Annotated in this window: 19 protein-coding genes; 8 read left to right on the top strand and 11 right to left on the bottom strand. The window is 61.4% G+C overall.

From position 1 onward, the window contains the following. From RWK44_RS04450 to trxA, 6 genes are all read left to right on the top strand, one after another. On the top strand, window positions 1-2586 hold the full coding sequence (locus RWK44_RS04450) for a sensor histidine kinase (RefSeq protein WP_316028414.1): 2586 nt from the start codon (window positions 1-3) through the stop codon (window positions 2584-2586). After that, window positions 2583-4100, top strand: a complete 1518-nt coding sequence (tsaE, locus tag RWK44_RS04445) for a tRNA (adenosine(37)-N6)-threonylcarbamoyltransferase complex ATPase subunit type 1 TsaE (protein WP_316028413.1) — start codon at window positions 2583-2585, stop codon at window positions 4098-4100. The genes RWK44_RS04450 and tsaE overlap by 4 nt, the downstream gene beginning before the upstream one ends. A gap of 13 nt (window positions 4101-4113) precedes the next feature. After that, window positions 4114-4845, top strand: a complete 732-nt coding sequence (locus tag RWK44_RS04440; protein ID WP_316028412.1) for a nucleotidyltransferase family protein — start codon at window positions 4114-4116, stop codon at window positions 4843-4845. A gap of 3 nt (window positions 4846-4848) precedes the next feature. After that, complete coding sequence (gene addB / locus RWK44_RS04435; RefSeq protein ID WP_221999514.1) at window positions 4849-8040, top strand: double-strand break repair protein AddB; 3192 nt, start codon at window positions 4849-4851, stop codon at window positions 8038-8040. Further along, complete coding sequence (addA, locus tag RWK44_RS04430; RefSeq protein WP_316028411.1) at window positions 8033-11584, top strand: double-strand break repair helicase AddA; 3552 nt, start codon at window positions 8033-8035, stop codon at window positions 11582-11584. The genes addB and addA overlap by 8 nt, the downstream gene beginning before the upstream one ends. Window positions 11585-11659: 75 nt before the next feature. Further along, window positions 11660-11980 carry a thioredoxin gene (gene trxA / locus RWK44_RS04425; RefSeq protein WP_003544118.1) on the top strand — a complete coding sequence of 107 codons (321 nt, stop codon included), beginning with the start codon at window positions 11660-11662 and terminating at the stop codon, window positions 11978-11980. Between the two features lie 73 nt (window positions 11981-12053). Here trxA and RWK44_RS04420 read toward each other — a convergent pair whose 3' ends face one another. From RWK44_RS04420 to RWK44_RS04375, 10 genes are all read right to left on the bottom strand, one after another. After that, a complete protein-coding gene (locus tag RWK44_RS04420) occupies window positions 12054-13406 on the bottom strand; it encodes a bifunctional folylpolyglutamate synthase/dihydrofolate synthase (protein WP_316028410.1) in 1353 nt (450 codons plus the stop codon). 27 nt (window positions 13407-13433) lie between these two features. Further along, on the bottom strand, window positions 13434-14339 hold the full coding sequence (accD, locus tag RWK44_RS04415) for an acetyl-CoA carboxylase, carboxyltransferase subunit beta (RefSeq protein WP_033182047.1): 906 nt from the start codon (window positions 14337-14339) through the stop codon (window positions 13434-13436). Between the two features lie 141 nt (window positions 14340-14480). After that, window positions 14481-15320 carry a tryptophan synthase subunit alpha gene (gene trpA / locus RWK44_RS04410; protein WP_168284780.1) on the bottom strand — a complete coding sequence of 280 codons (840 nt, stop codon included), beginning with the start codon at window positions 15318-15320 and terminating at the stop codon, window positions 14481-14483. Window positions 15321-15323: 3 nt separating this feature from the next. Further along, on the bottom strand, window positions 15324-16544 hold the full coding sequence (gene trpB, locus RWK44_RS04405) for a tryptophan synthase subunit beta (RefSeq protein WP_020052236.1): 1221 nt from the start codon (window positions 16542-16544) through the stop codon (window positions 15324-15326). A 2-nt stretch (window positions 16545-16546) separates the two neighbouring features. After that, a complete protein-coding gene (locus tag RWK44_RS04400; RefSeq protein WP_316028409.1) occupies window positions 16547-17215 on the bottom strand; it encodes a phosphoribosylanthranilate isomerase in 669 nt (222 codons plus the stop codon). Window positions 17216-17392: 177 nt separating this feature from the next. Further along, complete coding sequence (locus RWK44_RS04395) at window positions 17393-18151, bottom strand: M48 family metallopeptidase (RefSeq protein ID WP_168284782.1); 759 nt, start codon at window positions 18149-18151, stop codon at window positions 17393-17395. 107 nt (window positions 18152-18258) lie between these two features. Then, the gene (locus RWK44_RS04390) at window positions 18259-18693 is read right to left on the bottom strand and encodes a DUF2852 domain-containing protein (RefSeq protein ID WP_017965993.1); all 435 of its coding nucleotides are present in this window, start codon (window positions 18691-18693) and stop codon (window positions 18259-18261) included. Window positions 18694-18838: 145 nt separating this feature from the next. Then, complete coding sequence (locus tag RWK44_RS04385) at window positions 18839-20116, bottom strand: polyhydroxyalkanoate depolymerase (protein WP_131665075.1); 1278 nt, start codon at window positions 20114-20116, stop codon at window positions 18839-18841. 205 nt (window positions 20117-20321) lie between these two features. Then, window positions 20322-21164: a fumarylacetoacetate hydrolase family protein gene (locus RWK44_RS04380; protein WP_131665076.1), complete on the bottom strand. Its 843-nt coding sequence runs from the start codon at window positions 21162-21164 to the stop codon at window positions 20322-20324. A 143-nt stretch (window positions 21165-21307) separates the two neighbouring features. Then, window positions 21308-22267, bottom strand: coding sequence for a glutathione S-transferase family protein (locus RWK44_RS04375; protein ID WP_316028408.1), 960 nt, complete (start codon window positions 22265-22267; stop codon window positions 21308-21310). Between the two features lie 171 nt (window positions 22268-22438). Here RWK44_RS04375 and RWK44_RS04370 point away from each other — a divergent pair, with 171 nt between their 5' ends. Together RWK44_RS04370 and RWK44_RS04365 are read left to right on the top strand one after the other, a co-directional pair. Further along, a complete protein-coding gene (locus tag RWK44_RS04370) occupies window positions 22439-22723 on the top strand; it encodes a DUF2218 domain-containing protein (RefSeq protein WP_131665078.1) in 285 nt (94 codons plus the stop codon). Between the two features lie 46 nt (window positions 22724-22769). Then, window positions 22770-23369: a nitroreductase family protein gene (locus RWK44_RS04365; RefSeq protein ID WP_131665079.1), complete on the top strand. Its 600-nt coding sequence runs from the start codon at window positions 22770-22772 to the stop codon at window positions 23367-23369. A gap of 86 nt (window positions 23370-23455) precedes the next feature. Here RWK44_RS04365 and gyrB read toward each other — a convergent pair whose 3' ends face one another. Next, the gene (gene gyrB / locus RWK44_RS04360; RefSeq protein ID WP_316028407.1) at window positions 23456-25891 is read right to left on the bottom strand and encodes a DNA topoisomerase (ATP-hydrolyzing) subunit B; all 2436 of its coding nucleotides are present in this window, start codon (window positions 25889-25891) and stop codon (window positions 23456-23458) included. Between the last annotated feature and the right edge of the window lie 112 nt (window positions 25892-26003).

Here is a 26003-nt window from a genome sequence, read left to right as displayed (position 1 = left end):
ATGTCGGAAATGAAAAGCAGCCTGCCCGGTCAGGCGGATGATGGCGCTCGCGCCGATCGCCGCCCGCTCATGGCAGGCCAAGGATATCAATCTGCAACGGCGCACGAGGCCGTAAAGCAAGAGCACGGACCATTGGCGCGCTTCCTGAAAAGCTGCGCGGCCGGGACGGCGCTCGCCACCCTGGCGCGGCCGGCTCTGGCACAGGCGGAGCAGCAGGCGGCGGCCTCGGCTCACCTCTTCACATCCTCGCAGGTGATCGGTGTTTCCGTCGTTATCGGCGTCATATCGGCAGCCCTGCTGTCGACGCTGTGGCTGGTGCGCCAGCGCGGCAACCTGGAAAACGAGAGCCGGGAAATCCGCTCGGCGCTCTCCGATGCCCAGCAGCGCATTTCGCAATACCAGGCTCTGATCGCCGACAAGAACCGGCGGATCGTCATCTGGGACGGCAATGCGCGGCCCGAACTGCTCGGCCAGCTTCCGCCCGAGACCGGCGCGCCGCAAGACGGCGAATTCCTGGCCTTCGGCCTGTGGCTGAAGTCACGTTCGGCTTCCGAGCTGGAAAAGGCGATCGACCGGCTGCGCGACGAGGCGCAGAGCTTCGACATGGTGGTCGAAACCATCCGCGACGAGATCCTCGAGGCGCAGGGCCGAGTTTCCGGCGGGCGTGCCTTCGTCCGTTTCGTGGCGCTCAACAATCTGCGCGCCGAGCTCGCAGAGCTCAGGATTGAGCGCGACCGGCTGATGACCTCGATCTCGGCCTTCCAGACCATGCTCGACGCGATCGACATGCCGGCCTGGCAGCGCGACCCGGTGGGCCGCCTCACCTGGGTCAACCAGGCTTATGGCGAGGCGGTCGAAGCGCGATCACCGCAGCAGGCGATCAATGAAGGCCGCGAGATGCTGACGACCGTCGCGCGCGAACGCATTCGCGCCACGACGACGCCGGAATCGCCCTTCCACGACAAGATCTCGACGGTCGTGCACGGCAACCGCACATTCTTCGACGTCGTCGACGTCAGGGTTCCCGGCGGCTCGGCCGGCATCGCGATCGATGTGTCCGACATAGAGGCCGTGCGTGCCGAGCTGGAACGGACGCTGAAGAGCCATGCCGAAACGCTCGACCATCTCGCCACGCCGGTTGCCATCTTCGACGGCGAGCGCCGGCTGCAATTCTACAACCAGGCCTTCGTCGCGCTCTGGGAGCTTGATATCGCCTTCCTCGAAGGCCGGCCGGACAATAGCGAGTTGCTCGAGCGGTTGCGCGCCGCCAAGAAGTTGCCGGACCAGCTCAACTGGAAAAGCTGGAAGGAAGCCGCGCTTTCCGTCTATCGCGCGCTCGACACGCAAACGGATCTCTGGCACCTGCCGAACGGGCAGACGTTGCGGGTCTTTGCGACCGCCCATCCGCAGGGCGGCGCCACCTGGGTGTTCGAAAACCTGACCGAGCAGGTCGATCTCGAAACGCGCTACAACACGCTGGTCAAGGTGCAGGGCGAAACGATCGACCATCTTTCCGAAGGTGTGGCGGTGTTCGGTCCTGACGGACGCATCCGCCTTTCCAACCCGGCCTTTCGCGCGCTTTGGGGGATCACCGAAACCGAAGCCAAGCCCGGCACCCATATCCGTGCGCTGGGCGAGGCCTGCGCCCCGTCCTATGACCGGCCGGACGGCTGGAAGACCTTCGCGGAACTGATCACCAGCTTCGACGACGAACGCCGCTCGGGCCAGGGAACGCTGGAACTCTTCTCCGGCCTCGTGCTCGACTATGCCGTCATCCCGCTGCCGAACGCCCAGACCATGCTGACCTTCGTCAACATGACGGACAGCGTGCGCGCCGAGCGCGCGCTGACCGAGAAGAACGAAGCGTTGCGCAAGGCCGACGAGCTGAAGAACGACTTCGTCCAGCACGTTTCCTATGAACTGCGTTCGCCACTGACCAACATTATCGGCTTCACCGATCTCCTGCGCACACCGGGCGTCGGGCCGCTGACCGAACGGCAGGCCGAATATATCGACCACATCTCCACCTCGTCCTCGGTTCTCCTGACGCTCGTCAACGATATTCTCGACCTTGCGACCGTCGATGCCGGCATCATGCGCCTCAATTATGCGGATATCGATCTCAACGGCCTACTCGACGACGTCTCGATGCAGATCGCCGATCGGCTCCACGAAAGCGGCGTCGCACTTGAAATCACCGCTCCTGCCTATCTCGGCTCGATCGTTGCCGATCCGCAGCGGCTGAAACAGATCCTTCTGAAGCTTCTGTCCAATGCGGCGAATTTCTCGCCCGAAGGCACGTCGATCTCGCTGGAATGCCATCGCGAAGGCACGGATTTCGTCTTCGCCGTCAGTGATCGCGGCCCCGGCATCTCACCCGACATGATCGCGACCGTCTTCGACCGTTTTGCCACGGGAGCGAAAAGCGGCAAACGCGGCGGCGCCGGCCTCGGCCTCTCGATCGTTGATAGCTTCGTCAGTCTGCACCATGGCGATGTGACGATCGACAGCGAGCCGGGCAAGGGCACGACCGTCGTCTGCCGTATCCCTTCGGTCGATGTACCGCATTCCGCCGCAGCCGAATGACCACCAGTGATACGATTTCGCTTTTCCTGAAGGACGAGGCGGCTACCATCCGCCTCGGCGAGGACCTGGCGCTGGCCCTGAAGGCCGGCGATTGCCTTGCCCTTTCCGGCGATCTCGGCGCGGGGAAATCCTCGCTCGCCCGGGCGATCCTGCGCGCCATGGCCGATGACGAGGGGCTCGAGGTTCCGAGCCCGACCTTCACGCTGGTGCAATCCTATGATCTGCGCATCGCCGTTTCGCATTTCGATCTCTACCGGCTCGGCGACCCTGCCGAACTGACGGAGCTTGGCTTCGACGAGGCCCTGCAGAACGGCATCTGTCTCGTCGAATGGCCGGAGATGGCGAAGAGCGAACTGCCCGCGGAGCGAATCACCCTGACGCTGGCGCATGAAGGCAGCGGCCGGCGGGCGACGATCGAAGCTGCTGGCGCGCAAAATACACGCATCCACCGCGTCCTGGCGATCCGCGATTTCCTTGACGGTGCAGGTTATCCCGCAGCGAAACGCCGATTCCTGACCGGTGATGCCTCGCTGCGCGCCTATGAGGCGATCTATCCGAAGGCCGAGAACCGGCGCATCATCCTGATGGACTGGCCGCCGCTTGCCGAAGGCCCGCCGGTTCTCGACGGCAAACCCTATCCCAAAGTCGCGCATCTTGCCGAAAACGCTTATCCCTTCGTGGCGATCGCCGGTGCGTTGCGCAAGGACGGTTTTGCGGCGCCCGAAGTCTACAAGGTGGATTATGACAAGGGTATCCTGCTGATCGAAGATCTTGGCAGCGAAGGCGTGCTGGATGCCCACGGACAGCCGGTTATCGAACGCTATCGCGAAAGCGTTGCCTGCCTGGCCAGACTGCACGCGCTGAAAATTCCGCAGGACATCCCCGTTGGAAAGGGGCATGTCCATCATATTCCTGATTTCGACCGCACGGCGATGAAGATGGAGGTGCGGCTGGTGCTCGACTGGTACCTGCCCTGGAAGCGCCAGGGCGCACCTGCAACGGAAGCCGAACGGGCGGAATATCTGGCGATCTGGGACGCGCTCATCGATGAGCTCGCAACGGCCGAGAAGAACCTGCTGCTGCGCGACTTCCACTCGCCGAACATCATCTGGCGCGAACATGAAAGCGGTATTCGCAAGATCGGCCTCATCGATTTCCAGGACGCGATGATCGGTCCCACGGCCTATGATCTTGCCTCGATCGTCCAGGATGCGCGCGTAACGATCGAGCCGGACCTCTTCCGGCAGCTGATGGATGATTATCTGACGCTTCGCCGCGCAGAGCGCGGTTTCGACGAAGCCGGATTTATGAGAGCCTGGGCGATCATGTCGGCGCAGCGCAATTGCAAGCTTGCCGGTCTTTGGGTGCGCCTGTTGCAGCGCGACGGCAAGCCGGGCTATCTGAAACACATGCCGCGCACGCTCGCCTATCTGAGCGTCGCGCTTGAGCATGAAGCGCTTGCCCCCTTGCGCGATTGGTGCGCAAGGGCTGGAATAGGCCAGAGCGAATCATAAGTTCCGGATCAGAATGACCATCAGACAAGCCATGGTACTGGCCGCGGGTCTCGGAACCCGCATGCGCCCGATCACCGACACGATCCCGAAGCCGCTGGTGAAGATCGACGGCAAGCCGATGATCGATTACGCGCTGGATTGCCTGGTGGCGGCCAGTATCGAACGCGCCGTCGTCAACGTTCACCACCACGCCGACCAGATGCTCGAACATCTCAGGAATTATCACGGCCTCGACATCGTCATATCGGACGAGCGGGACGCACTGATGAATTCCGGCGGCGGCCTGGCGAAGGGGTTGAGGCTGCTTAGCCGCGACAATATCTTCGTCATGAACGCCGATCTCTTCTGGATCGGTGAACAGCCGGGGCGGCCGACGAACCTAGAACGCTTAGCCGGATTCTTCGATGCCGAACGCATGGATATGGCGCTGCTTTGCGTCGGGATCGAGGATACGACGGGTCACAATGGCAAGAACGACTTCAGTCTTGCGGCCGATGGCCGGCTGACGCGTTATCGCGACGATCCGTCCAATCCGGTCGTCTATGCCGGCGCGATCGCCATGAACCCGTCGCTGTTCGACGATGCGCCGAAGGATGCCTTCAACCTCAATATCTATTTCGACAAGGCGATCGCGCGTGGACGGCTTTTCGGCATCGTGCTCGAAGGTCACTGGCTGACGGTCGGCACGCCCGAGGCGATCGGCGAGGCGGAGGAAACGATCCGGCGATTGCGGACGTTTGCGTAAGCCATGGCGGAGCGGCACCAGCCACGCATCCTGACGATCCCGGCGGGCCTCTCCTTCCTGAAAACGCTGGCAACGACACTTTGCGACGGCCGATTGACCCCGATTTTCCGGCACGACGCCGATGATCCGCTATCGCTTGCCAAAGTAACGATCTACCTGCCGACCCGGCGCGCCGTGCGTGTGCTGCGCTCCGAATTCGTCGACCTGCTCGGCGGCCGCTCGGCGATCCTCCCCGTCATCCGCCCGCTCGGCGAAACCGATGACGATAGCGGCTATTTCGACGAGGCGCTGCCGGCAACGATCGATCTCGCTCAGCCGCTATCGAATACCGCCCGTCTGCTGGAGCTTGCGCGTCTGATCCTCGCCTGGCGAAACAAGCTGCCGGAGATCGTCCGCCACATTCACTCGGACTCGCCGCTCGTCGCGCCGGCAAGCCCGGCCGATGCGATCTGGCTCGCCCGCAACCTTGCGGAGCTGATCGATTCCATCGAGACCGAGGATCTCGACTGGTCGGAGCTGTCGAAACTCGATACTGGCGATTATGCCGCCTGGTGGCAGTTGACGGCGGAGTTCCTGCAGATCGCCAGCGCCTTCTGGCCCGAGCGGCTGTCCGAGCTCGGCAAATCCTCGCCGGCGCGGCACAGAAACGCCATTCTCCGGGCCGAAGCAAGCCGGCTTTCGGCAACGAAACCCGCCGGGCCGATCATCATCGCCGGTTCGACGGGTTCCGTTCCCGCCACCGCCGATCTCATTGCCGCCGTCGCCCATCTGCCGGAAGGCGTGATCGTGCTTCCAGGTCTCGATCTCTCCATGCCCGAAAGGCACTGGCAGATGGTCGCGCCGGAACCGGCGCCAGGCCAACATGCCAATCCGGCAAGCCGGAGCCATCCGCAATATGGTCTGTCGTCTCTGCTCAAGCGGCTGAAGCTGACGCGGGCCGACGTCACGCTCCTCGACAGACCGGAGGCCGATCTTGAGCGGCGTGCCGAAATCCTGTCGCGGGCACTTGCTCCGGCGGAGGCGACCAGCGACTGGGGAGCGTGGAAAAACGACCTGCCGGCAGGCGCGCTGTCTTCGGCCTTCTCTGACATTTCGCTGATTGAAGCCGCCAATGAGCGTGAGGAAGCAACCGCAATTGCCATCGCGCTCCGGCTTGCGTTGGAGAGGCCGGGACAGGACAGCGAGAGCCGGGCAGCACTCATCACTCCGGACCGCAATCTCGCGCGGCGGGTGATGGCCGAGCTTTCCCGCTTCGGCATCCTCGCAGACGATTCGGCGGGCACACCGCTTTCGGCCATGCCGCAGGGTACCTTGCTGCAATTGCTGCTGGAGGCAGCGCTGCGGCCGGGCGATCCGGTGGCCATCGTCTCGCTGCTCAAACATCCGCTTGCCCGCTTCGGCCTGGAGCGCGGCGCCTTGATTTCCGCTACCGAGGCGCTCGAGCTGCTGGCACTGCGCGGCGGCGTGGCAGAGGTGGATATCAGTACGCTGGAACCGCTGCTCACGCACCAACTTGCCGAACAGGCCCTGGACAGGCACGCGCCGCAATGGCGAAAAGCGCTTTCGCCTGAGGCCGCCGACGCCGCATACGACCTTGCCCGGCGGGTCACACGGGCGACCGAGCCTCTGGCTTCGGCGCTGATGCGGCACCGGCCGGAAGATCGCGGAAGAACAGCGCGCTTCACATTGTCCGAATGGGCGGAACGCACCGGCCGTTCGCTTGAAGCGGTCGCGGTCGATCCGCAAGGCAATCTCGCCGATCTCTGGTCGAACGAAGCGGGAGATGCCCTCGCCGCCCTGCTCGGTGAAGTGATCGACACGGACGGCCAGATGGAGGCCGACGGACCGCAATGGATCGACATCATGGCAGCACTCGCCGCCGGTCATGCGGTGAAGCCACGGGCGCTCAGCCATCCGAGGCTTTTCATCTTCGGCACGCTGGAAGCCCGCCTGCAGAGCGTCGATACGTTGATCCTCGGCGGCCTGAACGAAGGCACCTGGCCGGGACAGACCGCCAACAATCCCTTCATTCCGCGCATGATGAAGACGGAAATCGGCCTCGAGCCGCCGGAGCGGCGCATCGGCCAGCTGGCACATGACTTCGAGATGGCAAACGGCACACGTCATCTGATCTATTCGCGCGCGCTGCGCCAGGGCTCGACGCCGACCGTTGCCTCACGTTGGCTGCAGCGGCTGCTGGCGCTCGGCGGAGAGGCGTTCGAAGCGGAATTGAAGGGACCCGGCAATCGTTTCCTGCAGTGGACCGCTCTCATCGATCGGGGCGACAGTCAGGCGCCGGCGCAACGACCCTCGCCGAAACCGCCGCTGGCGCTGCAGCCGAAATCCTATTCCTTCAGCGAAGTCGGCCGGCTGCGCCGAGATCCCTATGCCATCTATGCCCGTCGCATCCTGCGGCTCGACCCCGTCGACCCGTTCAATCGCGACCCGGGTGCGGCCGAACGCGGGACGCTCTACCACAAGATCATCGACCGTTTCATCCGCGAAGCCCATATCGCCGGCACGCCGGATGCAGCAGCGGCGATGGAGCACGTCCTTTCCGAGCTTTTCGACATGGAAAAGTTGCCGCCGCATATCGATGCCGTGTGGCGGCCGCGTTTTCGCGCAGTCGCCCGCGTCTTCCTCGAATGGGAGGCCGGACGGCGACATGGCATCCTGAAAACGTTGACGGAAGTGCGAGGCGGCATGGAACTGGAGCCGATCAATATCCGGCTCACCGGCGTCGCAGACCGGATCGACGTCACCGGACCACACTCGGCCGATATCATCGACTACAAGACCGGCTACAATCCCTCGCCGGCGCAGGCACGCGTGCTTCTCGATCCGCAGCTGGCACTTGAAGCAGCGGCCTTGAGCGCTGGCGCTTTTCGCGATGCCGGCAGCCTCGTGCCGCAGGACCTTCTCTATGTGCGTCTGCGACCGGGAAGCCGCTTTCAAGTCGATACCGTCAACAACGAGAGCTCTGCACGCAGCGACAAGGCCAAATCGGCGATGGATCTCGCCGCTGAATCGATCGACCAGCTGGTCAAATTCGTGGGGTTGCTGCAATCCAGCGAAAGAGGCTTTACCTCGCGGCTGATCCCGGCCCAGCAGTTCGATTTCGGCGGCGATTATGATCATCTCGCCCGCGTCTCCGAATGGTCGACGGCCGAAACCGAAGAGGGCGGCGATGAGTGATGTGACCGCCCTTCCCAACGATGACGATCCGGGCGCCTGGATCGGCTGGACGACAATCCAGCAGGCGATAGCCTCCGATCCGTTGCGGTCGGCATGGGTCTCGGCCAATGCCGGTTCCGGCAAGACGCATGTGCTGACGCAGCGCGTCATCCGGCTGCTCCTATCAGGCGCGCGGCCCTCCGCCATTTTATGCCTCACCTACACCAAGGCTGCGGCGTCGGAAATGTCGAACCGCGTTTTCGAACGGCTGGCGGAATGGGTGGTGCTTGACGATGAAGACCTCGGCCGCCGCATCACGCAGATCGAAGGCGTGGCTCCCGACGGACTGAAGCTTGCCGAGGCTCGTCGGCTGTTTGCCAAGGCGCTGGAGACGCCCGGCGGACTGAAGATCCAGACGATCCATGCCTTTTGCGAGGCACTGCTGCATCAGTTCCCGCTGGAGGCCAACGTTGCCGGACATTTCTCGGTTCTCGACGATCGCGCGGCGTTGACGCTGCTTTCCGATGCGCGCCGGGCGCTGCTGACGGCAACGGCGCCTGACGAAGACAGCGCCCTTGCCGAGGCATTCGCCTACGTGCTCAATCTCGGCGACGAATCCGGGCTGGAGAACCTGCTCGGCGACATCGTCGCCAACCGCAATGCCGTTCGTCGTTTCACCGCGACGGCCGAACAGCAGGGCGGTGTGGAAATGGTTCTGCGCAAAAGGCTCGGCCTTGCCGTCGGCGACACTGAAGACAGGATCGCGGCGCAATATTGGCCTTTGCCGGAGCTTTCGGGCAGCACACTGGAGCTCTATCTCTCGCTTGCCGACCAGAAGGGCGGCGCGAAGGCGCAGGAAGTTGCTTACGGCCTCAGGCTCGCCGGGCGGGAGCGCGATGACGCAAGGCGTGCGCAATTTCTCGAGAAGATCTTTCTGACCGTGAAGGGCGAGCCCAAGGCGGACTCGCAATTCTTCGTCAAGGCCATGCTTGCCGAGGCACCGCAGCTGGCAGAGGCCATCGCCATTGCCCGCGCGCATGTCGCAGCAAGTCGCGACCGGCTGAAGCTGATGCGGATGTACGGCGCCACGCATGCAGCGCTCGTGCTCGCCGATCGGCTGAATCACGACTATGAGGAGTTGAAGAAGCAGCGCAGCCAGCTCGATTTCGAGGATCTGATCACCCGCACTGCCGACCTGCTGACCAAAAGTGGCGTCGGCCCCTGGATCCACTACAAGCTCGATCGCGGCATCGATCATATCCTCGTCGACGAGGCGCAGGATACCAGCCCGATCCAGTGGAGCGTCATCCAGTCGCTCGCCGAAGATTTCTTCTCCGGCGAAAGCGCCCGGCCGACCGTGCGCACGCTGTTTGCCGTCGGCGACGAAAAGCAGTCGATCTATTCCTTCCAGGGGGCGCGGCCCGAGCGTTTTTCCGAGGAGAGCGACCGGACGCGGCGGCGCGTTTCCGATAGCGGGCAGAGTTTTTCCTCCGTGCGGCTGCCACTGTCGTTCCGCTCGACCTCAGACGTACTCGAGGCGGTTGACCACATTTTCAAGACAGCCGAGAATGCGCGCGGCCTCAGCGCGCTCGGCGAACCGGTCGTGCATCGTTCAAGCCGCATCGGACATCCCGGCGCCGTCGATCTCTGGGAAATGGTTGCGCCGGAAGCGGTGGTGAAGGAGGAGGACTGGACGGCGCCCTTCGATGCGACGCCGGAAAGCGCGCCGGCCGCGATCCTCGCGCGGCGGATCGCCCATTCGATCGGCACGCTTGTTGGCCGGGAAACGATCGTCGACAAAGGCAAGGAGCGCTTGATCGAGGCGGGCGACATCCTGGTGCTGGTGCGCAAGCGCGATGCCTTCGTCAATGCGTTGACGCGCGCGTTGAAGCGCCGCGGCGATATTCCCGTCGCCGGCGCGGACAGGCTGGTGCTGACCAGCCATATCGCCGTGCAGGATCTGCTGGCGCTCGGCCGTTTCCTGCTTCTGCCGGAAGACGATCTTTCGCTCGCCGCCGTGCTGAAGAGCCCGCTTTTCGATCTCTCGGAGGACGACATCTTTGCGATCGCCGCGTTGCGCGGCGACAATGAAAGCGTCTGGAGCCATCTCAAAAGCTTCGCCGCCGACGGCACCGAACGTTTCCGCGCTGCCGTCGAGAGGCTGGAGCTGTTTCTCCGGCAGTCCAGGAGCCTGTCGGTCCATGATTTCTATGCGCGCGTGCTGGGCAACTATGGCGGGCGGCGGCAATTCCTTGCTCGTCTCGGCACCGAAGTCAGCGATATTCTCGACGAATTCCTGACCTTCACGCTCGACCATGAGAGCTCCGGCCTTCCCGGGCTGCAATCCTTCATCTCGACGCTGGAGCTCGAAGCCCCGGTAATGAAGCGCGAGCAGGACAAGGGGCGCAACGAGGTGCGGATCATGACGGTGCATGCCTCCAAGGGTCTTGAAGCACCGATCGTTTTTCTTGTCGACGGCGGTTCGAAGGCCTTCACCCATACCCATCTGCCGAAGCTTCGCCTGATCGAGACCAGCCCCGACGAACCACCGATGCCCGTCTGGGTTCCTGTCTCCGATCTGGCCAATTCGCTGACCCAGGACGATGCCGCACGTATCCAGATGCTGGCGGAAGAGGAATACCGCCGGTTGCTCTACGTCGCTATGACGCGCGCCGCCGACCGGCTGGTCGTCTGCGGCTATCGTGGCGTGCGTGTGAATAACGACACCTGGCATATGATGATCTCGACGGCCCTGCGCGACGACCATCCGCATGTGGAGGCGACCACATTCTCCGGTCCCGATGGGGAATGGCCGGGCGTCAAATGGCGCGTGCCGCGGGTGGAACGACGCTTCGAGCGTACCGATAGCACCGAAGAGCGCGGCAGCGAGGAGACCTTGCCCGACGGTCTGTCGCGGCCATTGCCGCCGCAGGCTGAGCTGCCCCGGCCGCTCAGTCCTTCCGGCGCCGGGACGATCATCGATGAAGACGAGGGCGGTCTGCTGATTGTCTCGCCGCTGTTCGGCGAAAAGGAGCGCAGCGATCGTTCGCTGGAAAAGGGCAGGCTGATCCATCGCATGCTGCAGGCGCTTCCCGAAATTCCGCTTGGCGAACGGCCTGACGCGGCGAGCCGTTATGCCGAAAGGGCGGCTCGATTCTGGCCGGAAGCCGAACGGCGCAAGCTTGTCGATTCGGTTCTGAAACTATTGGACGAGGAAGGCCTGCAGGCTGTTCTCGGTGCGCAGGCCCAGCCCGAAGTCTCGATCATGGGAACATTGACGCTCGAAGACCGGCGCTATGCCGTCTCCGGCCGCATCGACCGGCTTGCCGTTCTTGCCGATCGCGTCGTCATTCTCGACTACAAGACCAATCGGGTACCGCCAGCAACAGAAGAAGCTATCCCCTTCGCGCACCGGGCACAGCTGGCGATCTATCGCGAGATCCTGGCGCCGCTCTATCCTCACAAGCGTATCGATTGCATGCTTGTCTATACCGAGAACGCTTCGCTCTACACGCTGAGCGAAAAGGCGCTCGGTTTGGCGCTTGCAGCGGTCAAGACAAAGTGAAATACCGGACATTGAAAGTTCGGCACCGCACCATCACATGTGGTTCAACACCCAATTCCGTTAAAGGAGCAGCCCATGGCTACCGTGAAAGTCGATATCAATAACTTCCAGTCGGAAGTTCTGGAATCCGCAGAACCCGTCGTCGTCGATTTCTGGGCCGAATGGTGCGGCCCGTGCAAGATGATTGCTCCGAGCCTCGAAGAAATCGCCGTCGAGATGGAAGGCAAGGTCAAGGTCGCCAAGCTGAATATCGATGAGAACCCGGAACTCGCTGCACAGTTCGGTGTGCGCTCCATTCCGACCCTTGCAATCTTCAAGGGCGGCGAAGTTGCCGATATCTCGGTCGGCGCAAAGCCGAAGACGGCTCTTTCGAACTGGATTTCGAGCGCTGCCTGATTAATATCGACGAATTTATATCACATTGACGAAAAAGCCCGGCTCGACCGGGCTTTTTTTCATTTCGCAGCCTTCATTTTGGCGGCGTGCCGTTGTCGGCAAGCACGTCGCCGACAAGATAGAGAGAGCCGCCGACCAGGATGCGCGGCGGCAATGCCTCCGGGTCGGCGACGGCTTTTATCGCTTCCAGCGCATCGCCGACCGTCGACATCGGTTCGGCAACCAAGCCGGCATCATAAGCGGCATTCGACAATATCACCGGGTCGACCATCGCTTCGCTGCCGCGGATCGGCACGCAGAAAACCTTCTCGACCAAGCCGGCAAAGGCCTTGAAATAACCGACCGGATCCTTGGTGTTGATCATGCCGATAATCAGAAAAAGCGGCCGAGACTGGCGCTCCTCGAAAGTGGCCATGGCTTCGGCGATCACTTCGCCGGCACCGGGATTATGCCCGCCATCGATCCAGATCTCGGCGCCGGCGGGTGCATGCGGCAGCAGCCGGCCCTCGCTCAGGCGCTGCAGCCGGCCCGGCCATTCGACCGAACTCATCGCCTTTTCCATCATCGTCTCGGTGACGGTGAAACCCGCCGCCTTGACGGCACGAATGGCAGCGGCGGCATTGGCATATTGATGGCGGCCGGGAAGGCGCGGCAGCGGCAGGTCGGCAAGGCCGAACTCGTCCTGGTAGACGAGCCGGCCATATTCCTCATGCGCCATGAAATCCTGCCCGAAGACGGCGCTCGGGCAATGCAGCCGTTCGGCCGTCGACATCAGCACGTCGAGCGCTGCGTCATATTCCTGATGACCGATGACAACGGGAAATCCCGGTTTCATGATGCCGGCCTTTTCGGCCGCGATCAGCTCGACCCTGTCGCCGAGATAGGGCTGGTGATCCAGCGAAATCGGCATGATCACCGAGACGGCCGGATCGGAAATGACATTGGTGGCGTCGAACCGGCCGCCGAGACCGACTTCGATGATCGCGGCATCGGCCGGATGTTCGGAAAACAGGATGAAGGTGACTGCCGTCAGGATTTCGAAGACGGTGATCTGCTGTCCTGCATTGGCATCGGCCACGCGACGCACGGCCTCGGCAAAGACGGCGTCGTCGACAAGCTGTCCGCGTCCGCCCTTGACGCCGATGCGATAACGCTCGTGCCAATTGACGAGATGCGGTGAGGTGTGGACGTGAGCGCTGTAGCCGCCGACTTCGAGCAGGGCGCGGCAGAAGGCGGTGACCGACCCCTTGCCATTGGTGCCGGCGACATGAATCACCGGCGGCAGTTTCCTGTGCGGATTGCCGAGTTGATCGAGAAGACGGGTGATGCGATCGAGAGACAGATCAAAGCCCTTGGGATGCAATCCCATGAGCTTGTCGATCTCCTGCGCTGCCTCACTCACCGCGGTTTGGCCTCTGGGTATCAATTCGGCACCCCGCCTGCTTGTCAGTTATCAGGCGCTCGCCGCCAGAGCGATGGCGCCGCCATTCATGTCGTTCGCCGCCGAAACCGGCTTCTTCGTCAGAATCTTCAAGAGGCGCGCCAGCGTTTCCGGAATATCGTGGCGCTTGACGACCATATCGACCATACCATGCTCCAGCAGGTATTCGGCGGTCTGGAAGCCTTCGGGCAGTTTTTCACGCAACGTCTGCTCGATCACGCGCTTGCCGGCAAAGCCGATTTCGGCGCCGGGCTCGGCCAGATGAATATCGCCAAGCATGGCATAGGAGGCCGTGACGCCACCCGTCGTCGGGTTGGTCAGCACGACGATATAGGGCTGGCCGGATTCTTTCAGCATGTCGACGGCAACCGTCGTGCGCGGCAGCTGCATCAGCGACAGGATGCCTTCCTGCATGCGCGCGCCGCCGGAAGCGGGGAACATCACCAGCGGGCACTTTTCAGACGTCGCGCGCTCGAAAGCCTTGACGATCGCCTCGCCGGCGGCCATGCCGAGCGAACCGCCGATAAAGTTGAATTCGTGCACAACGGCCACGAGTTTCAGTCCCTGCACCTTTCCGACACCGGCGAGGATCGTATCCTCCTGTTCGGTCTTCAGGCGGCTGTCGCGCAGGCGATCGCTATATTTCTTCGAATCGCGGAACTTCAGCGGGTCCTGCGCGACCTTCGGCTGCGGCAGCGATTCGAACTCGCCATTATCGAAAAGATCGGCCAGCCGGGCCTTGGCCGGCATCTTCATGTGATAACCCGACGCCGGAATGACCCATTTGTTGCCTTCCAGGTCCTTGTGGAAGACCATCTCGCCCGTTTCCGGGCACTTGATCCAGAGGTTCTCCGGCACTTCGCGACGGCCCAGCATGGAATTGATCCGCGGGCGAACGTAGTTGGTGATCCAGTTCAACTCGAATACTCCTGATAGTCTAAAGCGCGTAGCGATCTTTCAGATGCGCTGCCACGCTTTAGGTCCTAGTTTCCCGCATGTCGTTGCCGCAAAACCGCTGCACACTTTTGCGCGACATGCTTTATTGCCAATGTGGGCAAACTATTCGGCAGCAACAAGGCGCGCCGAACGTGTTCCCGTGGAAAGGCCGCGCACCAGCGTGGCAACCGCCTGAACGGTGTCCGCCGTTGCCTTTCCGTCATGCGTCAAGCTGGTCGCAACCTGATTGACGATCGCGGTGCCGACGACGACGCCGTCGGCCGAACTGCCGATGACCTTTGCATGTTCCGCCGTCTTGACGCCGAAGCCGACGCAGACGGGCAGCTTGGTATGCTGCTTGATGCGCTCGACCGCGCCCGAAACCAGCGACGGATCGGGCAGCGCCGAACCGGTGATGCCATTCATCGAGACGTAGTAGACGAAGCCGGAGGTGTTCTTCAGGACCTTCGGCAGGCGCTTTTCATCGGTCGTCGGCGTCGCAAGGCGGATGAAATTGATGCCTTTGCGGATCGCCGGAATGCAGAGCTCGTCATCCATCTCGGGCGGCAGGTCGACGACGATCAGGCCGTCGATGCCGGCGGCGAGCGCGTCGTCGAGGAATTTCTCGACGCCATAAATATAGATCGGGTTGTAGTAACCCATCATCACGATCGGCGTCGCATCATTGGTCTTGCGGAAATCGGCCGCCAGCTGCAGCGTCTTCTTCAGCGTCTGGCCGCCTTTCAGCGCCCGTTGGCCGGCCAGCTGGATCGCCGGGCCGTCGGCCATCGGATCGGAAAAGGGCATCCCGAGCTCGATGATGTCGGAGCCTGCCTCCGGCAGCGCCTTCATGATGCCGAGCGAGGTGTCGTAATCGGGATCGCCGCCCATGAAATAGGTCACAAGCGCCGGACGGCCCTCGGCCTTCAGCTCGGCAAAGCGTTTGTCCATGCGTGCGGTCATGTCTTACAGTCCCATTCCCAGAATCTTGCCGACGGTGAAGATATCCTTGTCGCCGCGGCCGGAGAGGTTCATCAGGATGATCTCGTCCTTGCCCATCGTCGGTGCGCGTTTGATCACCTCGGCAATCGCGTGCGAGGGCTCGAGCGCCGGGATGATGCCTTCGAGGCGGGTCAAGGTCTGGAAAGCCTCGAGCGCTTCGTGATCCATGATCGGCACATAGTCGACGCGGCCGGTATCGTTCAGCCAGGAATGTTCGGGGCCGATGCCAGGATAATCGAGACCGGCCGAAATCGAATGGCCTTCCTTGATCTGACCGTCGCCATCCTGCAGCAGATAGGTGCGGTTGCCGTGCAGCACGCCCGGCGAACCGGCAGTGATCGAGGCGCAATGTTCGTCGCCCTGCAGACCCTTGCCGCCGGCTTCGACGCCGACCATCTTGACAGAGGGATCATCCAGGAAAGGATGGAAAATGCCGATGGCGTTCGAGCCGCCGCCGACGGCAGCGATGACCAGATCCGGAAGACGGCCTTCGGCTGCCAGCATCTGCTCTTTCGCTTCGATGCCGATCACCGACTGGAAATCACGGACCATCTCCGGATAGGGATGCGGACCGGCTGCCGTTCCGATCAGGTAATAGGTATCCTCGACATTGGTGACCCAGTCGCGAAGTGCCTCGTTCATGGCGTCCTTCAGCGTGCCGCTGCCCGCCGTGACCGGCTTGACTTCCGCGCCGAGCAGCTTCATGCGGAAAACATTCGGCGCCTGACGCTCGACGTCGGTGGCGCCCATATAGACGACGCAGGGAAGGCCAAAGCGGGCGGCAACGGTTGCGGAGGCGACGCCGTGCTGACCGGCACCGGTTTCGGCGATGATGCGGGTCTTGCCCATGCGCTTGGCGAGCAGGATCTGGCCGATGCAGTTGTTGATCTTGTGCGAGCCGGTGTGGTTCAGCTCTTCGCGCTTGAAATAGATCTTGGCGCCGCCGAGTTCGGCCGTCAGCCGCTCGGCGAAATAGAGCGGGCTCGGGCGGCCGATATAATGCGCGCCGAGATGCTTCAATTCGGCCTGGAACGCCGGATCGTTCTTTGCCCTGTTCCACTCGTCCTGCAGATCAAGGATCAACGGCATCAATGTTTCGGCCACGAAACGACCGCCATAGATGCCGAAACGGCCATCTTCATCGGGGCCGGAACGGAAGGAATTCGGTTTAGGCGTCTCGTTCACTCTCAACTCCCTGAGGCCATCATCGGCGCATTCGCCTTTTCGACCGCGTCAAAAAATTCATCGATCTTCGCGACGCTCTTCACGCCAGGCGCAGTTTCGACTCCCGAGGAGACGTCGATACCCGGTGCCTTGGTGATGAAAAGCGCCTCGGCGACATTGTCCTTGTTCAGCCCGCCGGAAAGCATGTAATCGACGCTGCCGTCAAGCCAGCTGAGAAGGCTCCAATCGAAGGAAATACCGTTGCCGCCAGGCAGTTCCGAACCCTTCGGCGCTTTGGCGTCGAAGAGGAAACGGTCGGCGATGCCGATATAGGCCTCGACGCGCTTCAGGTCGTCTGCCGTGCGGACCGAAAAGACCTTCATCACAGGCAGACCATAGAGCGCCTTTATGGTCAGCACATGTTCAGGGCTCTCGTTACCATGAAGCTGGAGCATATCCGGCTTCAACAACGATACGATCTCGTCGAGTTCGTCATTGGTCGGATCGACGACGACGGCGACGATCTTCGCCTTGCCGCGCGCAGGTTCGGCCAGTTTTGCCGCCAGGTCCGGCTCGATATAGCGCGGGCTCTTTTCGAAGAAGATAAAACCCATATGGGTCGCGCCGCGTTTCAGCGCACGATCGACAGCCTCAGGCGTCTTCAAACCACAGATCTTGATATCCGGTCTCATGGCAGCGAAGTGACACGAAATGCGGAAAGAGTCGAGCCAATTTGCGACGAACACTGAATTTAGCGCGGCTCTCGGCTAGAGCGCCGCGCATCCAAAGGACGCGCTAAGGACGCTCTATCACTTTAAATCTGCGCATAATGCTTTCCGAAAAATCGATTCCGATTTCGGGGTTACGCGCTAGTCGAAATCGATGGCATGCAACTGGCTGCCATGCCGCTTGAGCCAGGATTTCGCCTCGTCCATACCGGGGCAAAGTTTGCCACAGAGGGCCCAGAAGTGCGGGCCGTGATTCATTTCCTTGAGGTGGGCTACCTCATGGGCGGCGAGATAATCGATCACCGACGGCGGCGCCATGACGATACGCCAGGAAAAGCTCAGATTTCCCTCCGACGAACAGGAGCCCCAGCGGCTACGGGTATCCTTCATCGAGATCGAACGGATCGGCGCCCGGATCGTTGCGGCATGCATCGTCGCCAGTCTTGCGAGATCGGCGCGCGCCTCCTTCTTGAGAAAGGCCGCAATGCGCCGTCCGACATGTTCCGGCATGCCGCTGACGCGCAGCACCGGGATGCCGCCTGTGGAAACCACCTCCGTCAGCCCGCGCAAGCTGCCGCTATGCTGGATGCGGTGAGAAACGCCGCGAAGGAGGATCTCGCCGCCATCACGCAGGCCGGTATCGGTCGAAAACTTAGCAAGCTTGGTGAGGAGCCAGCCCTGGTGACGATCGAGGAAGGCATTGACCTCACGCGCCGCAAGGCCTTTCGGCACCGTCATCTTCAAGGCGCGACCGCCCGGTTCGATGCGCAGCGTGATGCGTGTCGCCCGGTCATGCTGCTTGATCGTCAGCGGCATGAGCCGGCCGGCGACATCGAGCGTCCGCATTTCGGGCGGAGCCGGCTTTCGCGCCTTCGACCTTGTTTTCAGAAGCGAGAACATGCGTGTTTTCTATACGATTCGCCGGCAAATCTAAATGATCGCCGGAAGGGCAGACATGGAAAAACCGGCATCGAGAGATGCCGGTCATCATTTCATCGTTCAGGCGTTTACGGCGTCTGATATTCAGCGACCGGGCCGTTGTCATCGCGCTTGGCGTTCCTGCGGTCGCGCATGAAGCGATCGAACTCTTCCTGATCCTTGGCGCGGCGGAGTTCGCGAAGATAGGAGTCGAATTCCTCGCGCATTTCGTCAAGCTTGCGGCGCTCTTCCTCGATGCGGTCGAGTTCGGCCTTGCGCCAGTCGTCAAAGGCGACGTTGCCGGTCGAAAAATGCGGGCGGTGACGGCCATGCGGGCGGCGGCAGGAGGCAAAGAAGCCATCGGTCGCCTGGTTGACGTCACGCTTGAAGCCGCGCAGACGGTCGCCGAAGATGATGTAGGCAAGCATGGCAAGACCCAGAGGCCAGAAAACCATGAAGCCGAGAATCATCAGGGCAATGGTAGCCGGAGTCCAATCCGGTCGAAGCAATGCTGACTGGTTCATCGTGCGGGTATCCCTCGCTTTCCGCGCCCGGCAGAATACCGAACGCTGAAATCGATGTGGTTACCACAATAACCGCCTTCAAGACGATTGCCCACGAAATCGGACAAGGCTTTGAATCCGTTTTGCTAATTCAGCTGTCCCTGATTCAGCCCGTCCGGCCGCCCTTGATGACACGCGGGATGGGAGGCTTGACGGCGGAACGGGAATGCTGGCGGACGAAATCGATGATGCGCGGCGCGATCTCGCGGCGGAAACGCGAGCCGTTGAAAACACCATAATGGCCGACATCCGGCTGAAGATAATGCATGCGCATATCTTCGGGAATGTTCACGCAGATGGTCTGCGCCGCCTCCGTCTGGCCGACCCCTGAGATATCGTCATTCTCACCTTCGACGGTCAGCAGCGCCACGTTGCGAATGGCCGCCGGATCGACGCGTTTGCCGCGATGCATCAGTTCGCCCTTCGGCAGCGAATGCTTGATGAAGACCTCCTCCACCGTCTGCAGATAAAATTCGGCGGTCAGATCCATGACGGCGAGATATTCGTCGTAGAAATCGCGATGTCTTTCCGGCTCGCCGTCGTTCTTCACGAGATGCATGAAGAATTCCTTGTGCGCGACGAGATGGCGATCAAGATTCATCGACATGAAGCCCGAAAGCTGCAGGAATCCTGGATAGACCGGGCGCATGAAGCCCGGCTGCGGCCAGGGCACGTTCATGATGACATTGTCGGAGAACCACTGCAGCGACCGCTCCTGGGCGAGCTTGTTGACCGCCGTCGGATTGATGCGTGTGTCGATCGGGCCGCCCATCAGCGTCATCGACGCCGGCGAAAGCGGATCCCTGGCTTGTTCCATCACGGCAGCGGCTGCCAGCACCGGAACGGAAGGCTGACAGACGGCGATGACATGCGTGTCCTGACCGAGGAAATGCAGCATCTCGATAACGTAGTCGACGTAATCGTCGAAATCGAACGTGCCTTCTGTCATCGGCACCATGCGGGCGTCGATCCAGTCGGTGATGTAGATATCGGCACTCGGCAGCAGCGCCTCGACCGTGCCGCGCAGCAGCGTGGCATAGTGGCCGGACATCGGCGCGACGATCAGGATGCGTGGATCATTGCCGCGGGCGGCTGGAATACTGCGGGCGAAATGCAGAAGATTGCAGAAGGGTCGCGACCAGACGACCTCTTCGCGGACGGACACCGTCTTGTCACCGATCGTCGTCTGCTTCAGTCCGAATTCCGGTTTCCCGTAGCGGCGCGTCGTGCGTTCGAACATTTCGAGACTTGCCGCCATCGTCCGGCCGAATGGCGTATGGGAGAACGGGTTCAGCGGATTGGCATAGGCAAATCGCATGATATCGGCCGCGGCGCGAAACGGCGCCATGGCGGCATGGTTCAATTCATAAAGCTGATAAAACATTGGAAGGCGCCACCTTTCTCTATCGAAAAGATGACACCGATTGAGAGGCATCGACTCTTTTCGTAACGCGGGCACGTAACGCAGACTAACAGGTTTTTGTTGCACAGCAACATTGACGCACCAGACCCGCACAAGAAATGCCGGAGAATTGATCCCCGGCATCATAATTGACCTGAAAACTTAAGTTTCTCAACAGGAAGCGTCGTTAACGATCCGCTACGAAGGTCTGTTTCTGCGTGCCGAGACCTTCGATTCCGAGTTCGACCACGTCGCCGTTCTTGAGATAGCGCGGTGGCTTGAGGCCCATGCCGACGCCCGGAGGCGTACCGGTCGAGATCACGTCGCCGGGACGCAGCGACATGAACTGGCTGAGGTAGGAGACGAGGAAAGCAACGCCGTAAACCATCGTCTTCGATGAACCGTTCTGCATCTTCTGACCGTTGACCGTCAGCCACATGCCGAGGTTTTGCGGCTCGGCAATTTCATCCTTGGTCACGAGCCAGGGGCCGATCGGGCCAAACGTGTCGCAGGATTTGCCCTTGGTCCACTGACCGGAACGCTCGGTCTGGAAAGCGCGCTCGGAAACGTCATTGGAAACGCAATAACCGGCGACATAATCCAGCGCTTCGGCTTCCGTCACATATTTGGCGGTTTTGCCGATGACGACGCCGAGTTCGACTTCCCAATCGGTCTTTTCCGAACCGCGGGGGATGACGACATTGTCGTTCGGTCCGACGATTGCGGATGTTGCCTTCATGAAGATGATCGGCTCGGGCGGCACGGTCGCACCTGTTTCGGCAGCATGATCCGAATAATTCAAGCCGATGCAGATGAATTTGCCAGTGCCCGCGACGCAGGCGCCAATGCGGCCGGGTGCGATTTCCGGAAGGCTCTTCGGATCGATGGCCGCAATCTTTGCAAGGCCTGCCGGTCCGATCGCTTCACCGCCGATATCGGCGACATGACCGGAGAGATCGCGGATCTTGCCATCGGCATCGAGAAGTGCTGGTTTTTCACCGCCTGCTTCGCCAACACGCATCAGCTTCATGGAATTCCTCCTCATCGAAAACGGATTTGCAGCCACCTATGAACGAATTATTCATCGGTGTCATTACGGCTTTCCCAGGAAGCGGTACGGCTTTGCCGCGATTCGGATGATTTTCTGCCGAAAACCGCCGGTACCTGCCGGCATCATGCTCTAAAAATTTCCGCCAGATCCGGGCCGGAGGGAATGATCTTCGTCGGATTGAGGCTTTCGATCGAATAGTAGCCGCGCTTGATATGATCGAGATTCACCGTTTCACCGATGCCCGGCCAATCCAGCATTCGGCGGCAGAAGGCGCGCAGATTGGCATAGTCGGAAAGCCGGCGCAGATTGCATTTGAAGATGCCGTGATAGGCGACGTCGAAGCGCACCAGCGTTACAAAAAGCCGGATATCGCTCTCGGTGGGATGATCGGCGAAGAGAAAAGACCGGCCCTCGAACTGCTGCTCGACCCAGTCGAGGCAGGCAAAGACATCGGCAAAGGCTTCTTCGTAGGCGATCTGCGTGGTGGCGAAACCGGCGCGGTAGACACCGTTGTTGAGGGCAGGATAGATGCGATCGTTGAAAGCATCGATCTCGGTGCGCCTCTCCGCCGGGTAAAGATCGATCGGATTTTTTGCCAGACCGCCGAAGCCGCTGTTCAGCATACGCAGAATATCGGCGGATTCATTGTTGACGATGGTCTTTTTCTGTTTGTCCCAGAGAACCGGCACGGTGGCCCGGCCGGTGAAATCCGGTGCTGCCCTGGTATAGATTTCATGCATATAGGTTACGCCGTTGACGTGATCCTGCGTCGCGCCGGGATAATCACCGAAGCCCCAGCCCTGCTTGCCCAGCAGCGGCTCGACGACCGAGATCGAGATGATATCTTCCAGGCCCTTGAGCTTGCGGCCGATCAGGGTGCGCGAGGCCCAGGGGCAGATATAGGCGACATAGAGATGGTAACGGCCGGCGCTGGCGGCAAAGCCGGCTTCGCCGGTCGGCCCGGCGCTGCCACCCGGGGTCACCCAATTGCGGAAACTCGAGGTCTGGCGGATAAAGCCGCCCTTTTCGTCCTTTGCCTGAACGGGCTGCCAGTCTTCCGTCCATTTTCCGTTCACCAGCATGCGCAACTCCCCGATCGATTGACGAAATGGTTCATTATCCTGCTTCGACGCCGGCGTGATGCCGCGTTTATGAAGACAGTCTGTACACCCAAACTGCGACGATGCTGCGCTTGCCAAGCCCGGTGAAGCAGGAAATATGTCTCTGCTATACAAAATGACGTGGAGTTCGAAATGCATCTCTCGAAGGCCGTCGTGCCGACCGAACATGCAAGCCGCTACCTGCAGCAGCTCTGCAAACACTGGAGCCACAAGTTCAGCGTCGATTTTGATCCTCTGAGGGGCCGGGTGCCGTTCAGCGATACGGCCGAGGTGACGTTTGCGGCCGACGATGCGACGCTGACCATGACACTTTCCGTCGCCGATCCCTCGCAACAGGAAAGGATGCAGCACGTCATCGACGATCATCTGAAGCGCTTTGCCTTCCGCGAAGAACTCGACATCGTCTGGACGGATTAAGCCCAGCCCCCGATCCAAATTTTCTGCCCCGAACCCTGGAACAAGCATGACGAAGAGCAATCACCGCGAATCCGACTATCCGATCAATCCGATGTTTCTCGACCGCTGGTCGCCGCGCGCCTTCACCGGCGAAATCATCGAGGAGGCGCAGCTGCTCGGTCTGCTCGACGCTGCCCATTGGGCGCCGTCCTCAGCCAACCACCAGCCATGGCGCTTCATTTATGCGCTCAAGGGTTCAGGGCATTGGGAGAAATTCGTCGCATTGCTCGTCGACGCCAACCAGGAATGGGCCAGGAATGCGTCGGCGCTGATCTTCGTCGTGTCGCGTGCCTTCACCGGGGCTGCCGGCTCAGCTGAGGAAAAGCCGAGCTACACCCATTCCTTCGATGCCGGTGCGGCATGGGGGCATCTGGCGATCCAGGCGCGCCTCTCCGACCTTTACGCCCATGGCATGGGCGGCATCAAGCATGAAGAGATCAGGCAGGCTTTCGCCATTCCCGAGGGATACCGGGTCGAAGCAGGCGTCGCCATCGGCCGCCTGGCCGACAAGAGCGTTCTTTCCGAACGCAATCAGGCGCGCGAATTCCCCAGCCAGCGCAAGCCGCTCTCCGAGGTCGCCTTCAACGGGCGCTTCGTCGCGAATTGAGCGAAGCCAAAGGCCAAGCAGATATCGGGCAAACGAAAGCCCCGCCATCCTAAAGATAGCGGGGCCATTTATTTCGGAAATATCAATTAGATATCGAGATTTGCGACGCTTAGCGCATTGTCCTGGATGAATTCGCGCCGCGGCTCGACTTCGTCCCCCATCAGGCGGGCGAAGAGACCATCGGCGTCGGTGGCGTCGTTGACCCTGACCTGCAGCAGCGAGCGCACGTTCGGATCGAGCGTCGTTTCCCAGAGCTGCTCGGCATTCATCTCGCCAAGACCCTTGTAGCGCTGCATGGTGAGGCCTTTGCGGCCGCTTGCGAAGATTGCATCGAGCAGGGCGCGCGGGCCGGAGATTTCGACGTCGCCTTCGCGGCGATGCAGCGATGGCGGCGTCTGATAGATTTCCTTGAGGCGTGCCGTCAGCTGGTCGATGTGACGGGCATCCGAGGAACCGATCAGCGCCATGTCGAGCACAACGAGTTCCTTGACGCCGCGGACCATGCGCTCGAGGCGCAGGCCGCCATCGGTTGTGACATCGCCCCGCCAGCCGCGCTCGGTTTCCTCGGCGATGATGTCGAGGCGCCCAGCCACTTCGTTTGCCAGCGCCAGCGCTCTCCCCGGGTCGCTGGCGAGCTCGGCGTTGAGCGCTCCGGCAATCGCCGCTTGTTCGACGGCGGAACGATTGTAGCGCGAATGGAGATTGTCGAGCAGCGCGCGCATGCGCAGAGCATCGAGGATGACCTCGCGCAGATCCTGGCCGGCGCGAACTTCGCCGCTACCGAGCCTCAGCGAAGCATCTTCCAGGCCCTGGCTGATGAGATATTCTTCGAGCGCCTTCTCATCCTTCAGATACTGCACCGACTTGCCGCGCGAGACCTTATAGAGCGGCGGCTGGGCGATATAGAGATGACCGCGCTCGATCAGTTGCGGCATCTGGCGGAAGAAGAAAGTGAGCAGCAGGGTGCGAATATGGGCGCCGTCGACGTCAGCGTCCGTCATGATGATGATCTTGTGGTAGCGCAGCTTTTCGACATTGAACTCGTCCTTGCCGATGCCGGTACCGAGCGCGGTGATCAATGTGCCGATTTCCTGGCTCGACAGCATCTTGTCGAAACGGGCGCGTTCGACGTTCAGGATCTTGCCGCGCAGCGGCAGGATCGCCTGGTTCTCGCGCGAGCGGCCCTGTTTGGCCGAACCGCCGGCAGAATCGCCCTCGACGAGGAAGACTTCGGATTTTGTCGGATCACGCTCGGAGCAGTCGGCGAGTTTGCCCGGCAGCGAAGCGATATCGAGGGCGCCCTTGCGGCGGGTCAACTCGCGGGCCTTGCGGGCCGCTTCGCGGGCGGCGGCTGCCTCGACGACCTTGCCGACGAGGATCTTGGCTTCGCTCGGATGTTCTTCGAACCAGGTGTTCAGCGCCTCGTTGACGAGACTTTCGACAACAGGACGGACTTCCGAGGAAACCAGCTTATCCTTGGTCTGCGAGGAGAATTTCGGATCCGGCACCTTGACCGACAGAACCGCGGTCAGGCCTTCGCGGCAATCTTCGCCCTGCAGCGTCACCTTTTCCCTTTTGGTGATGCCGGAACTGTCGGCATAGGAAACGACCTGGCGCGTCAGCGCCGCGCGGAAGCCGGCCATATGCGTGCCGCCATCGCGCTGAGGGATGTTGTTGGTGAAGCACAGCACGTTCTCGTGATAGCTGTCGTTCCACCACATCGCGACTTCGACGGTGATGCCGTCCTTTTCGCCGTGGATGGCAACCGGCTTGTCGACGAGCGACTTCTTGGCGCGGTCGAGATAGGCGACGAAAGCCTCGAGGCCACCGTCATAACGCAGTTCTTCCTGCTTGATATCGGAGTGGCGCTTGTCGGTCAGCAGGATGCGGACGCCTGAATTCAGGAAGGCGAGCTCGCGAAGGCGATGTTCCAGCGTGCCGTAGTCGAACTCCGTCATGGTGAAGGTGCCGGTGCTCGGCATGAAGCTCACTTCCGTGCCGGTTTCATTCGGCGCGTCGCCCGTAACCTTCAGCGGAGCATCGGCCACGCCATGGGTGAAGCTCATTTCATGGATCTTGTCGTGACGGCGGATCTTCAGCTTCAGCCAGACGGACAGCGCGTTGACGACGGAGACGCCGACGCCGTGCAGGCCGCCGGAAACCTTGTAGGAATTCTGGTCGAACTTACCGCCGGCATGGAGCTGCGTCATGATGACTTCGGCAGCCGACACGCCTTCGCCGGTGTGAATGTCCGTCGGGATGCCGCGACCATTGTCGGTGACGGTCACCGAACCGTCCGGATTGAGAGTGACGGTGACGATGTCGGCATGGCCGGCAAGCGCTTCGTCGATCGCGTTGTCGACGACTTCATAGACCATGTGATGCAGGCCGGAGCCGTCGTCGGTATCGCCGATATACATGCCGGGGCGTTTGCGCACGGCATCGAGGCCCTTCAGAACCTTGATGGAATCTGCGCCATATTCGGTGCTTACGCCGTTTTCCGTCGCGGATGTATCGCTCATTCTGTCGAGATTTTCCCTGTTGTCGTAAAGCTGCGGTGCGCCTTGCGAATCACCGGCTTTCTTCACTCTCGTATATAGGTTTTTTGAACCCACTTCCCAATGGCAAGCCCCT

This window comes from Rhizobium sp. 25PS6 (genome assembly GCF_032464655.1).
Taxonomy (GTDB): Bacteria; Pseudomonadota; Alphaproteobacteria; order Rhizobiales; family Rhizobiaceae; genus Rhizobium; species Rhizobium laguerreae.
The sequence above is the reverse complement of the archived record's forward strand: the minus strand, read 5'-3'. Positions and strand labels throughout refer to the sequence as shown.